The sequence below is a fragment of the Mesorhizobium sp. Arg314 genome (genome assembly GCF_053714275.1).
This window is the reverse complement of record NZ_JBSKBP010000009.1, coordinates 81227-94887: the sequence shown is the minus strand read 5'-3', so window position 1 is coordinate 94887 and position 13661 is coordinate 81227. Positions and strand designations below refer to the sequence as shown.

At 61.5% G+C, this 13661-nt stretch carries 8 protein-coding genes; 4 read left to right on the top strand and 4 right to left on the bottom strand.

Annotated features, from left to right (window positions below; genetic code table 11):
* Window positions 1-57 precede the first annotated feature (57 nt).
* A complete protein-coding gene (locus tag ACWGS9_RS12160; RefSeq protein WP_454505472.1) occupies window positions 58-741 on the top strand; it encodes a response regulator in 684 nt (227 codons plus the stop codon).
* Between the two features lie 258 nt (window positions 742-999).
* On the opposite strand, the gene ACWGS9_RS12155 is transcribed toward ACWGS9_RS12160, so the two are convergent.
* The 4 genes from ACWGS9_RS12155 to ACWGS9_RS12140 form a co-directional block, all read right to left on the bottom strand.
* Window positions 1000-1722 carry a hypothetical protein gene (locus tag ACWGS9_RS12155; protein WP_454505471.1) on the bottom strand — a complete coding sequence of 241 codons (723 nt, stop codon included), beginning with the start codon at window positions 1720-1722 and terminating at the stop codon, window positions 1000-1002.
* A gap of 103 nt (window positions 1723-1825) precedes the next feature.
* On the bottom strand, window positions 1826-6712 hold the full coding sequence (locus tag ACWGS9_RS12150; protein WP_454505470.1) for an RHS repeat domain-containing protein: 4887 nt from the start codon (window positions 6710-6712) through the stop codon (window positions 1826-1828).
* Between the two features lie 238 nt (window positions 6713-6950).
* Entirely contained in the window at window positions 6951-8291 is a 1341-nt protein-coding gene (locus ACWGS9_RS12145) for an ATP-binding response regulator (RefSeq protein ID WP_454505589.1), read from the bottom strand.
* Window positions 8292-8296: 5 nt separating this feature from the next.
* Complete coding sequence (locus tag ACWGS9_RS12140; RefSeq protein WP_454505469.1) at window positions 8297-9481, bottom strand: FIST N-terminal domain-containing protein; 1185 nt, start codon at window positions 9479-9481, stop codon at window positions 8297-8299.
* Between the two features lie 287 nt (window positions 9482-9768).
* Here ACWGS9_RS12140 and ACWGS9_RS12135 point away from each other — a divergent pair, with 287 nt between their 5' ends.
* From ACWGS9_RS12135 to ACWGS9_RS12125, 3 genes are all read left to right on the top strand, one after another.
* On the top strand, window positions 9769-10269 hold the full coding sequence (locus tag ACWGS9_RS12135; RefSeq protein WP_454505468.1) for a (2Fe-2S)-binding protein: 501 nt from the start codon (window positions 9769-9771) through the stop codon (window positions 10267-10269).
* A gap of 108 nt (window positions 10270-10377) precedes the next feature.
* Window positions 10378-12723, top strand: a complete 2346-nt coding sequence (locus ACWGS9_RS12130) for a xanthine dehydrogenase family protein molybdopterin-binding subunit (RefSeq protein ID WP_454505467.1) — start codon at window positions 10378-10380, stop codon at window positions 12721-12723.
* A 109-nt stretch (window positions 12724-12832) separates the two neighbouring features.
* Complete coding sequence (locus ACWGS9_RS12125) at window positions 12833-13630, top strand: FAD binding domain-containing protein (RefSeq protein ID WP_454505466.1); 798 nt, start codon at window positions 12833-12835, stop codon at window positions 13628-13630.
* Window positions 13631-13661 lie beyond the last annotated feature (31 nt).

The following is a 13661-nucleotide window of genomic DNA, read 5'->3' as shown; positions in this document are numbered from 1 at the left end:
ATGGTCACGGGGCTATCCTGTACCGACCGAAACCGAACCGATGCCTGAACCTGTGCAATGACCGCCGTCAACGATCGCGCCCGCTTCCTGATCATCGACGACCATCCGCTGTTTCGCGAGGCGCTGCACAGCGCCGTGCAGATGGCCTATCCGGATGTCGACACCGTCGAGGCGCGCTCGATCGCCGAGGCGATCGAGCTTCTCGCTGAGGCAAAGCCGTTCGACCTCGCGCTGCTCGATCTGAGCATGCCCGACGTGCACGGCTTCGAGGGGCTGCTGCAGCTCAGGACCCGCTATCCGCGGCTGCCAGTGGTGATCGTGTCCGGCTACGAGGAACCGAAGATCATTTCCGAGGCGCTGTCCTATGGCGCCGCCGGCTTCATCCCGAAATCGGCGAGGAAGAGCGACCTTGCCGCCGCCATCCGCTCGGTGATGGACGGCGCCGTCTATGTGCCGGAGAATTACGAAGGCCAGCCGCCGGATCCCGACAGCACCGACCGCGCCGACATGGTGCAACGCCTGGCGAAGCTGACGCCACAGCAGCTCAGGGTGCTGCAGATGCTGCGCCAGGGCATGCTCAACAAGCAGATCGCCTATGAGCTGCAGGTGGGCGAGACGACCGTCAAGGCGCATGTCTCGGAGATCCTGCGCAAGCTCAACGTCTATAGCCGAACGCAGGCGGTGATCGAAGTTTCGAAGCTGGATAACGCCGAGCTGTTTCGCGACCAGGCGGGGTTTTGAAACTCATTTCGCCACCAAATAACCCGCGCGCTAAATGCCGCCACAATCATCTCCCCGCCTGCCCCTGAGCCGAGGTTTTGAGTTCGTGGGCGACGGCGGCTAGTCCTAATGCATGTCGCCCAGAAGTGTACGCGGTTCTGGGACAACGACATGCATAAAAACAAGGACTTAAAGCGCGTCGCCTGAATCCGTTTCAGCGCGACGCGCTTTAGTACTGAGGGTTAGCGCTGTCCGATTGTCTCGCGTTTAGAATGCCTCCTAGTGCAATGTGGGAATAAGGTAGTTTAAAATAGCCCGTATAATATCAATAACGGAGTCAATTTTATCGAATTTGGTACTTCTAGGCGGAGTATACCAATCAAGATCAGAGTTTTCTGGAAAATTTACTAGATTTCGAAAAGTATGTGCGGTGAAATCATTGTGAGTCAGTAAGGCTGGTTCGTCTTTTCCAAAATACGGAAAGCGAAAATTCAACCAAACTTTACCGCCATACCTAGTCTTCACCGACATTCGCATAGACACTCGATGACCGAATCTGTCATTCAAGAATCCTGAAAAAACTAGGTCGTTACCATCAAAATCTACCTCTGGATGATCCAGATTCAATGATGTAATGACCTTGGAAAGGTAAGGTTTTAGATACCTGTAACTTGATGGACGCATATCTACAGCAGTAAGATGTAGTGGAGGATTCTTATACCCTACTTCGAACCTCCAGTCCGCGATAGCGTTCTTAAATCTTTCAAATACATCCTTATTTTTATCGTCTATCTTTGTTCCGCAAAGGTCTGCACTTCGTATTTTTGTTATCATCTCTTGCAACACATCGACAGCGCATCCAGAACGTTTTGCCCAAAAATCTGTCGCCATAAGCCACGGCGAATTATAGTAAATTCCGCCAAAGGCACCTCCGTGGCTGTCAAAATCCCGCAAGATTATGGCGAACAGATCTTTCAAGCCCTGTTTTCTTGCATCCGTCACGTAACCTCTCCTCTAGCCACTCACGGTGACCGTGGTCGCGGAGGACCAATCGGGCCTGGGATTGCAATCGGCGGTCCTCTCTCAAGTCCCTGAATAAGTCCGTTTAGCGCATCATTTGCCCAATTGTTCGCATTCTGTCGGGCATTGTCCAATACGTGTTGTCGCCGAGATGGTCGGATGACGTCAGCCGGTCGGCATTGTCATAGCCATAGGTCCAGCTGTCGGATGCGGTGAGCCCCGTCGTGCCGGTGATGCGGCCGTGAGTGTCGCGGGCGTATTGATCGTCGAGAAGGACGGTTGCACCCCTCGAAGTGGTGACGCGCGTCACCCAGCGCCGGGTCGGCGAATAGGTGAAGGCGGTCTTCACGCCGTTGGCGTAGTTGATCTCTTTGGTTTGCCCATCGGCCTCGTAGAGGGTCGAGGTGATGAAGCCTGGGGCCGAGGCGAGCTTGTTGCCGGCGGTGTATTGCAGCGGTGCCGCCACTGTTCCGAAGTCGAGCTGCACCGGCAGATACTGCGTGGCGATCGCCTGGCCCGAGGCATCTCGGGTCGTGATGGTGGTGTGGGTGAGCGTGCCGATGGTGGCATCCTGGCGCGCGACCTTGCCGAAGCCGTCATATTTGAGGCTCTGCGTCGCCGCCGGGTTGGTCGATGTGGTCAGCTGGCCGATGTTGTAATAGCCGGCCGCCGCCTGGTCGTAGGTGTTCTGCGTCAGCGTGACGGCACTGCCACCCGAGGGTGTTGCCGTCTTCAGCGTCGGCCGGTCCATCTGGTCGTAGCTGAGATTGGTGGTGGTGCCCCTGGCATCGGTCTGGCTGGTGAGGCGATTGGCGGCATCGTAGACATAGGTCCAGGTGCCGAGATCGGGATCCGAGGCCGACAGCCGGTTGCCCAGCATGTCGTAGCTGTAGGCCCAGGTCGAGCCGCCGGGATCGGTCACCCCGATCAGCCGGCCGAGCGCGTCGTAGCTGCTGCTCTCGAGCAAGGTGAGGCCGCTGAAGTCGCGGGCAATGGCCGCGATGTCGCCACGCGTCGTCGATGTGGTCTTGGTCTGGTGACCGAGCTCGTCGGTCAGCGTCACCGCATTGAGCCGCGGATTGGGCGAGCCTGTCGCTATAGCCAGCTCGTTCAGATAAGCGCGCTGGCTGGCATCCGGGTTGACCGTCGCCACCAGCCGGTCGGCCCAATCATATGCGTTGGTGGTCCACTGCGCGGTATCTCCGACAAACCTTGGAAAGGCAGTGCGCAGCACATTGGAGCGCTGGTCATAGTCGGTGTCGGCAATGCGCCTGGCGCTGGCCGCCGTCTCTCCGGGGGTTTCGACCCGATAGACCCGGCCAAGCCCGTCATAATAGGAGCGGGTAAAGTCCTCGCCGGCGCCCCCACTCGCTCCGTTGGGCAGCGGCGTGTATTTGACCAGCGCCTGTGCGGCCGGATTGCCCTCGTTCTCGAAGCGGGTCTTGGCATAGGCGCCGGTCACGCTCTGCGAGACCTGGTAGGGTCGGCAGAAGGGGTCGTAGGTGAAGGTCTTCACCAGGCCGTTGGGATCGGTCCTGGTTGCCGGCAGCCCGCACACCGGATTGAAGGTCGCGCTCGAGACGAAGCGCGTATCGGCAGTCTGCCCGCCGGTGGCAAAAAAGCGCGGTGCCCGCTCCGTCACCGGATAGAGGTGATAGGTCGCGTCATAGTTCCACTCGGTTCTGTGGCCGAGGCCGTTGCTGGCCGAGATCCTGTTGCCGTAGGCGTCATAGGCGAAGAACTGGTGCGTCGCCTTCTGCGGTGTCCCGTAGAGATCGTTGTAATCCGCTGTCCAGGTCAGGTTGCCCTTGGTTGGCGGCGTGTTGTTGTCGGTGTGCAGGTTGTCGTAGAAGCTTGCCTTGTAGCGGATGAACGGGAAAGAGTTGTCGAGCCCTGCCTGCATCGTCTCGATGCGTGGCAGCGACACGATGTAAGCGCTCGTGTTCGGGGCAAACCACTTCTGGCCCCAGGTCTCGTCGCCGCTGACGTCGGTGCGGCCATAGTCCTTGAGACTGGTGATGTTGTTGTAGGCGTCGAAGCCGCGCTCGACCCGCAATGTGCGTGAAAGATTCTCGGTCAGCGTCGTGTCCGTCGCCGTGTTCTGCACCGTGTACGGCTTGCTCGCGGCGTTGACCGCATAGGTCTCGGCGACCTGCTTGTGGACGGTGCCGGCGCCATCCTTCCACACCGTCAGCGACGGCAGACCGTAGCTCGCAAGATCCTGGCGGTAGGTGGTCTCGATCTTCGAGGCCGCCGTCTCGCCATTGGCCAGCGGCCTGGTCTCGACGATCGAGGCGAAGCCCAAAAACTTGCGCGCCGCCGGATCGTACTTGCCGCCGGAATACCGATAGCTCGACACCGCCGTCTGGCCGAGGCCGTCGCTCACCGAAAGCTTCGTCACCGCATGCACCAGCTGCGGCAGGTAATTGTTCGTCCAGGTCGACGATGGCGTGTACTCGACAGCGACCGTGCCGCCGAGTTCCGTCACGATCTGCTTCACCAGGTTCGGGTTGCCGGTGCCGGCATTCGAAATGAACATGTGGCTGTAGTCAGTAAACTCTGGCAGGCCGTCGCCGTTGAAATCGCCAACCATTGTTCCCGCCGCAATCGATGAAGGCAGCGTGAATTGTACAGGTGTCATTGATGTCGACGAGGGTCGAAGCGAGAAAACCCTTACCGTGCCGGCTCTCCACGGCCCACTGGCTGCGGTGCCGCCAATTGTGATGACGTCAGTCTTGCCATCATTGTCGAAATCGCGAAGGACGGCGGATGTGCCGCGGATCGGAACAACCGAATAGCTTTTGAAGCCAACTCCAGTCGACAGCCATATCGCCACACTGTCGTCAGCGTTATTGTAGCGGAGGATGTCGGTTGCCCCGTCGCCATTCAAATCGGCCAAGACGCATGTGCCCAAGTACAGATAGCCTGAGCCCGGTTCTTGGCAATTGATTGCGAACGACGTCGCGCCAGCTTTCCATGTACCGTTGGAAAGCACGCCTTTATTGACGGAGGTTCTTATCACAAGCAGCGGCCGCTGCCTGCCATTGCCCAAAAAGTCACCAATCCCGGCGATATCCCAATTGTTGACATTGAGGTTGTCGATGCCATCTCCATCGGGGTCGGCAACGAAAGTCGGGACATTGTTGAACGGTGTCGAACTGCGGCCGTAAGGGAAGACACTGCAGACGGATTGATAGCCGACCGGTGGCGTGGGCCTACAGGAAACTGACGTCAGAGCCAGTTGGGTGTCGGTCAGCACGAGCCCGGAGGACGCTGAATAGGTGCAGACATCGTCGCCGTTGTGGGTTGGGTGACAAGATTCGCTGGTGCCGTAGCGAGCGAAATCCATCGTATTTTTGTCGGGGTTGAATCGACCAAGAAGGCTTCCCACAAGGCCGCCTGGAATATTGTTCTTTGATAATATTACTCCATTTTGATTAAACTTTAATACACTAGCATAATACTCCGTACTTTTGCTTCTTTCTCCGTGGTCAAGGAATATTTTTGTGGTTACAGAATACGTTCCATAGACCTCATCCCGACCGTTAAAATCCAAATCTCCGACTTTATTTGGATATCCGTAAGTTATATTGGGGTTTGGTGGCAATGCTTGCTCTTGGAGCTGGGTGTTAATAGTCGAATAAACTCCGTCGGTATTCTGATAGGTCATCTGGGCGATGACCTTCGACGTCCCGCCTGTGATGGTGCCGTCACCGGCGATGGCGGCGTCGGTGCCGTAGCGGGTCACCTGGGTGAGCCGCGAGGTGTTGGAGAACGGCGCCTGGTCGTAGGTGAGCTTGTAGGCGCTGCGCATGGAGGCGCCGACCAGCACGCCGATCGTCTTGATGCGCTGGCTGGTCTGCGAGATGTCGCGGCCATTGCCCATCAGGATCAGGTCCGGACGGGTCTCGTAGTAGAACTGGATGCTGGCGCCGTTGTAGGTGACGCTGGACGCATAGCACGTCGGGCTTGCCGGGCAGCTGTAGTTGTAGGTGACGGTGTTGCCGTTGGTGTCGGTCACCGAGGTCAGCAGCCAGCGATAGTTTTGGGCCAGGTCATAGGCCGGCGTTCCCGCTGCCGGATTGAGGTTGGCGACCGCACCCACCGAGCGGAAGGTCGAGACCGTGCCGTCCCTGTCGGTGACCTTCCATTCATTGGTGGCGCCGTTGAGCGCAATGCGGCGATAGCTCTCATTCTCCGTCGCATGCGTGCCGCCGGTCGAGCAGGACGGCGAGACCATGCCGGCAACGCAGGCGACCATTGCCTGGCCGTCGAGCAGATAGATGTCGTTGGCATCATAGGCCGGCATGCCGTAGCCGGGCGTGGCCCGTTCGATGACGTCAAAACCGTCGAGGCCCCAGGCATAGCCGAGCCAGCCCTGGTAGAGACCGCCGAGCTTGGTCTTGCGCGAAGAGTTGTAGTTGAGCGCGACCTGCGGCTCGATGCCGTGGAAGGCGGGAGCGTCGATAGCGATCGAATAGCCGAGATTGCCATTGCCGGCCGCCTTGGGCAGGTCGACCTTCGGCGTGCCGATCGCCTCGGGGTCGCCGCTGGTCGTGGTTGCTGCCGCTGTCGCCGCAGCTGCGGCCGGCTCCTCCGGCGCAGACTCGGTATCTGTCGTCTTTGCCGCCTTGCCGGTCGCCTTGGTGTCGGCGGCCTTGGCGTCGCCCGTCTTGGGATTATCCGGCTTGGAGCCGACCTTGGATGCCGCATCCGGGCTCGTCTGCGCAGTGCCGGAACCGCCAGCCTGGGGCTGATCTGTTGTTCCCGAAGCAGCGTGCGCGCCCGATCCGAAGCCTGCGCCGCCATTGCCAAGACCATTTGCCGGCGCAGCTGTATTACCGGAAGAACCTTGCGTCTCCTGCGCAGACGCTACTGCGCTTGCGCTTCCTCTAATATAATCGACTACAGAAATGTCCGCGCCAACAATGCCAGCAGCAAGCACTGCCGCGCCAATAAGCAGCCTCTTCATGAGTCCCCCCGAACAAAGTTGCTTACAATTAGCGCGGGAAGACCTGGCTAATACAACGGAAGCGTGTTATAGGTGTCTTATCCACAGCTTTATTTTAGACCTGAAATCCCATGGATGAGCGCGATACAATGACCAGCTAAGGTCCAGCACGTCTGAAAGCTAAATGTCGGGCGGCTCGCGCACTATCTTCAGGCGCAAACAGCTCATTTGACTTATGGTAACGGGAAAGCCCGCTGTCCTAAGCCAGCAGATGCGCCAGCAGCGCGCGCAGTTGCGCCGGCTTCAGCGGCTTGCGCATCAGCTCTATGCCGGCGGCGCGGGCGGCCTTGGCGACGGGTTCGGAGCCGTCGGCGGTGACGATCAGCGCCGGCACCGGCCGGCCGAGATAGTCGCGCACCTCGGCGATCGTCGCCGTGCCGAGGTCGCCGCCGTCGAGATGCTGGTCGGCGATGATGATGTCTGGCACCCAGGCGGTGTCGCCCAAGAGATCGAGCGCATCGCCGGTCGAGGTCGCGGCGCGGACCAGGCACTGCCAGCGTTCCAGCAGCGAGGTCATGGCGGAAAGCACGTCGGCGTCGTTCTCGACCAGCAAGACCTTGGTGCCGAACAGGCCGTAGCCGCGCGGACGGTCCATGTCGGCGATGGCCGTCGCCGGTTCCGCTGCCGCCATGCCGACCGGCACGTCGATGTGGAAGATGGTGCCGCGCCCGACCTTGGAGGAGAAGGTCACCGGGTGGCCGAGGGCGGCCGCCATGCGGCGCACGATGGCGAGGCCGAGGCCCAGCCCGGCGCCTGCAAGCCCGGCATCGGCAAGCGTCGAGGTGCCGCGGTGGAATTCCTCGAACACCGCCTCGCGCTGGTCCTCGGGAATGCCGCAGCCGGTGTCGGCGACGTCGATGCGGATGGTGTCGCCGCGATGCCTGGTGCCGACCAGCACGCCGCCGGAGCGGGTGTAGCGCAGCGCGTTGGAGAGGATGTTCTGCAGGATGCGGCGCAGCAGCGTGCGGTCCGAGCGCACGACGACATTCACCGGCCGGAATTTCAGCGACAGGCCCTTCTTTTCCGCTTCCGGAAGGAAGTCCGAACGCAGCGAGGAAAACAGCGCCTCCAGGCTGACGTCGCCGGTTTCGGGCTGCACCACGCCGGCGTCTAGCTTGGAGATGTCGAGCAGCGTGCGCAAAAGGTCTTCCATCGTCTCCAGCGAGCGCTCGACCTGGCGCACCAGCTTCCTGCCTTCCTCGCTGGTCTGGACCTCGGCCAGCGCCGAGACCGATAGATGCGCGGCGTTGAGCGGCTGCAGCACGTCGTGGCTGGCGGCGGCGAGGAACCTGGTTTTGGAGAGGTTAGCCAGCTCGGCGTTTTCCTTCGCCGCGCTGAGGTCGATGTTCGACTGTTCGAGGCGGCGCAGCGTGGCGTGCAGTTCCTCGGTGCGGTTGCGCACCCGGTTCTCCAGCGAAATAGCGGTCTGAAACAGCGAAAAGGCGTTGCCCTGCTGGTCCATCGAGCGCTCGACGCGGCTGACAAGGGCCGCGTTGATCTTCTTCAGCCTTTCGAGGTCGTTGATGTCGCGAAGCGGCATCTCGTTCACTCGGCCGCCTGGCGTTCGCCGAAGGCGATGCCGGTAAAGGTCTGGTTGAGGTGCATCGAGCGGTACTGCTCGCCATAGGTGCCGAAGCCGATGACCTTGTTGGTCCGGTAGAGCTCGGAAATGTCGCGGAAGACCTGGCGGTTGCGCGCATCGAGCCGGCGCAGCACGCAGTCGAAGCCGAGGATCATGTCGATGCCGCCGAGCCTGTGCTCGACATCCTGGAGAGCGGTCCGCGTCGCTTCCACCATGTTCTTCGGCTGGGCGATGGAGAGCACCACGCCGTCGTCGATGGCGCAGAAGAAGGACAGCGAGCCGTCAGGGTGCATGCGCTGGATCGAGCGGCAGTAATATTCGCCGCCAACCTTCACGACGACCGGGTGCGAGGCAAAGCTCAGCGGCGTCAGCGTCTGCGGCAGGATGCCGACGGAGGCTGCATATTCTTCCGCCGCGTTGGTGGCGTTGAATTCGCGCACGACACGGTGGTCGGGGTCGGAAGCCGTCACCACCAGCTTCTCGTCGGTAGGGATGAAATTGTCGGTCTTGAAGACGTGGAAGGGGATCTCGGTCGCGACCAGCATGATGATGGCGCTGTCGGACGCTACCCTGCCGCTCGCGATCAGACTGGTCGTCTCGAATTTCAGGTCGTCGCCGGCTGAGCCGCCGATCAGCGGGATGTCGTCCAGCCCCCAGTGGATGGCCGAGGTCACCGCTTCCTCGGCATAGGACAAGCCGTCGATGAAGCAGAGCGCGAATATGCCCTTGGAGCGATCGTGGCCGACGCGTCCGCGCAGCAGGCGCCGCAGCGCCGCGACCTCGCCGGTGATCCTGTCCATGCCTGACGAGGAGAGGTTTTCGACCATGGTGGAGACGGTCGAAAACGATGCCGACGGCAGAAGCAGGGCAAGGATATGCCCTTCCTCCAGCCCCTGCGGCGTGATTTCGCCGGCGGTCGAGCAGCCGGCATAGGCGAGCGACGGCGCGTGCACTTCAAGCGCTTGCGCGAGGGCCGCCGCGTCGACCAGGCTTTGGGAGAAGAACAGAAGCGCGAAGCCGGCGTCGACGATTGCCGCCTCGGCTGCGATGGCCCGGGCAAAGGCGTTTGGGTCGGGCTCATCCGTGGTGAGCGCCGAAAGGCCCGATGCATAGCGTGTGCTCGAACTGGCCAGCTGCCTTCTCCGCAATTCCTCCGACGCTTTTTTTGCGTGTCTTTTCTTGTTTTATGCGTGTCTTTTCTTATGGTGTCAGGCACGCCTCGCGTCGAGGGCATCTTTGCCCTCAATCCCTGATTTGGCAATGGGCCGGGCGCCATGCTCAACAGCTTGCCGGCCATGACCGAAAGTACAAGGAGCGGAGCGCTGGCAGCACTGTTTTGCCCGTTGTACGGTACGCGAACAACGCACTGCCGAAGCATCAGAACAAGCAGGCATCGGCAACGCGATAACCAAGGTTGATACCCTAGGGAGGTTGCATGTCGGACGTGTCGTTGACTGTGAATGGGAAACGGGTCAGCGGGAGCGCCGAAGACCGAACGCTGCTGGTGCATTTCCTGCGAGAAAACCTCGGTCTCACCGGAACGCATGTCGGTTGCGATACCTCGCAATGCGGCGCCTGCGTCGTGCATGTCGACGGCCGGGCGGTGAAATCCTGCTCGATGCTGGCCGTCCAGGCTTCGGGCTCGACCATCGTCACCATCGAAGGGCTGGCCAACGGCGCCGAACTGCATCCGGTGCAGGCCGCGTTCAAGGAGCATCACGGGCTGCAATGCGGCTTCTGCACGCCCGGCATGATCATGACGGCGACCGACATGATCGCGCGTCATCCCGAGGGCCTCGACGAGGCGACGGTGCGCACCGAACTCGAAGGCAACATCTGCCGCTGTACGGGCTACCACAACATCGTGAAGGCGATCCTCGCCGCATCGCAAACGATGGCGAAGGGCGCCAAGGGCAAGGCCAGGCAAGCGGCCTGAGGGCGAGTGAGTAGTCAGTAGTGAGTAGTTCGGCCTGAAAAAGGCGGCTCCATCTCACTACTCACTACTCACTACTTTCCTACTCACTATTTTCGGGAGGAATTTCTGATGGGTATCGAAGGCGTCGGCGCCCGCGTGGCGCGCAAGGAAGACAAAAGATTCATCACCGGCGGCGGTCGTTATGTCGACGACATGGTGGTTCCCGGCATGAAGCATGCCGTGTTCGTGCGCAGCCCGCACGCGCATGCGCAGATCAAGAAGATCGATGTGAAAAAGGCGCAGGCGATGCCCGGCGTCGTCGGCGTCCTGACCGGCAAGGAACTCAAGGCCGACGGCATCGGCAATTTGATCTGCGGCTGGATGATCCATTCGAAGGACGGCACGCCGATGAAGATGGGCGCCTGGTCGCCGCTCGCGGTCGACAAGGTGCGCTATGTCGGCGACGCCGTCGTCATCGTCGTCGCCGATACCAAGGGCCAGGCGCGCGACGCGGCCGAAGCGGTCGAGATCACCTATAAAGAACTGAAGGCCGTGGTCGACGCCACGAAGGCCATTCAACCCGGCGCGCCGCAGATCCATGCCGAGTCCGACAACAATTTGATCTTCGACTGGGAGATCGGCGACGCCAAGGCGACCGACGCGGCGATCAAGTCGGCGGTCCATGTCACGCGCATGAAGATCGTCAACAACCGCCTGGTGCCCAACGCCATGGAGCCGCGCGCCGCGCTTGGCCACTACGACAAGGGCGAGGACCACTATACCTGCTGGACGACGTCGCAGAACCCGCATGTCGCACGGCTGGTGATGAGCGCCTTTTACAATGTCGCGCCGGAAAACAAGCTGCGCGTGATCGCGCCCGATGTCGGCGGCGGGTTCGGCTCCAAGATTTACATCTATCCCGAAGAGATCGTCTGCCTTTGGGCGTCGAAGAAGACCGGCGTTCCAGTCAAATGGGTCGCCGACCGCACCGAAAGCTTCCTTTCGGACGCGCATGGCCGCGACCATGTCTCATCGGTGGAGATGGCCTTCGACAAGGACAACCGCATCACCGGCCTCAAGGTCGACACGATCGCCAATCTCGGCGCTTACATGTCGCTGTTCTCGTCCTGCGTGCCGACCTATCTCTACGCCACGCTGCTGTCGGGCCAGTACAACATCCCGGCGATCCACGCCAATGTGCGCACCGTCTACACCAACACCGCGCCTGTCGATGCGTATCGCGGGGCAGGGCGGCCGGAGGCGACCTATCTTCTGGAGCGCACGATGGAGACCGCCGCGCGCGAACTCGGCGTGTCGCCGGCGGAGCTGAGGCGCCGGAACTTCATCACATCCTTCCCGCACCAGACGCCGGTGATCATGAACTACGACGCCGGCGACTATAACGCCTCGCTCGACGCGGCGATGAAGGCCGCCGACTATGCCGGCTTCACCAGGCGCAAGGCGGACGCCGCCAAGCAAGGCAAGCTGCGCGGCATCGGCATGAGCTGCTACATCGAGGCCTGCGGGATCGCGCCGTCGGCGGCGGTCGGTTCGCTCGGCGCCGGCGTCGGCTTGTGGGAATCGGCGGAGGTGCGCGTCAACGCAGTCGGCACCATCGAGGTTCTGACCGGCTCGCACAGCCACGGCCAGGGCCATGAGACCACCTTTGCGCAATTGGTCACCCAGCGCTTCGGCGTGCCGATCGATTCGGTCTCGATCGTCCACGGCGACACCGACAAGGTGCAGATGGGCATGGGCACCTACGGCTCACGTTCCGGCGCCGTCGGCATGTCGGCTGTCGTCAAGGCGCTCGACAAGGTCGAGGTCAAGGCCAAGAAGATCGCCGCGCATCTGCTCGAAGCGGACGAGGGCGACATCGTCATCGAGAATGGCGAGGTCAAGGTTGCCGGCACCGACAAGAGCCTGCCCTGGTTCCAGGTGGCGCTTGCCTCCTATACCGCCCACAACCTGCCGGCCGGCATGGAGCCCGGCCTGAAGGAAACCGCCTTCTACGATCCGTCCAACTTCACCTTCCCGGCCGGCTGCTACATCTGCGAGGTCGAGATCGATCCGGAGACCGGAACGACCGAGATCGTCCAGTTCGTCGCGGCTGACGACTTCGGCAACATCATCAACCCGATGATCGTCGAGGGGCAGGTGCATGGCGGCATCGCCCAAGGCGTCGGCCAGGCGTTGCTCGAAGGCGCATATTATGACGGCAACGGCCAGCTGCTCACCGCAAGTTACATGGACTATACGATGCCTCGCGCCGGCGACCTGCCGTCGTTCAAGGTCTCGACCTCGAACACGCCATGTCCCGGCAATCCGCTCGGCATCAAGGGCTGCGGCGAGGCCGGCGCGATCGGCTCGCCGCCGGCGGTCATCAACGCCATTACCGATGCGCTGGGCGTCGTCGACATCGCCATGCCGGCGTCGCCCTCGACCGTGTGGTCGGCGATCCGTGCAAAAAAATGAGTGAGTAGGGAGTAGTGAGTAGCGAATAGGGAGTCGGCCGCAACCATTCCCTTCTAACTACTCACTACTCACTACTCACTACTGCCTAACCACTTCAGGGGAGGATCCCATGTACTCAGTCAATTACCACCGCGCCGCCTCGGTCACTGAGGCCGCCAAGCTCTTGAAGAATGGCGATGCCAAGCTGCTCTCCGGCGGCATGACGCTGATCCCGGCGATGAAGACGCGGCTCGCGGCACCGTCAGACCTGGTCGATGTGTCGCGGCTGAAGGAGCTGCAGGGCGTCAACGTGTCCGGCAAGACGGTCACGATCGGCGCGGCGACGACACATTACGACGTCTCGACCGACGAGAAGCTGAGGAAGGCCTGCCCGGCGCTTGCGCATATGGCATCAATGATCGGCGATCCGGCAGTGCGCTACAAGGGCACGATCGGCGGCTCGATCGCCAACAACGATCCGGCGGCCGACTATCCGGCGGCGTTGCTGGCGCTGGGCGCGACGATCGTCACCAACAAGCGCGAGATCGCGGCGGACAAATTCTTCAAGGGCCTGTTCGAGACGGCGCTGAAGGAGGGCGAGATCGTCACAGCGGTGAGCTTCACCGCTCCGGCCAAGGCGGCCTACCAGAAATTCCGCAACCCGGCTTCGCGTTACGCCATCGTCGGCGTGTTCGTGACCAAGGGCAAGGATGGGGCGAGGGCGGCGGTGACCGGGGCTGGCGAGGACGGCGTCTTCCGCTCCAAGGAAGTCGAGGCGGTGTTGGCGAAGAATTTCGACGCCGCGGCGCTCGACGGCCTCAAAGTGCCGGCAAAGGGCCTGATGAGCGATATCCATGCCTCCGCCGACTACCGCGCCAATCTCATCGCGGTGATGGCGAGGCGCGCGGTGGCCGCGGCCAACGCCTGAACGGCGGCGCCACGGATGAAAGAAGGGGCCG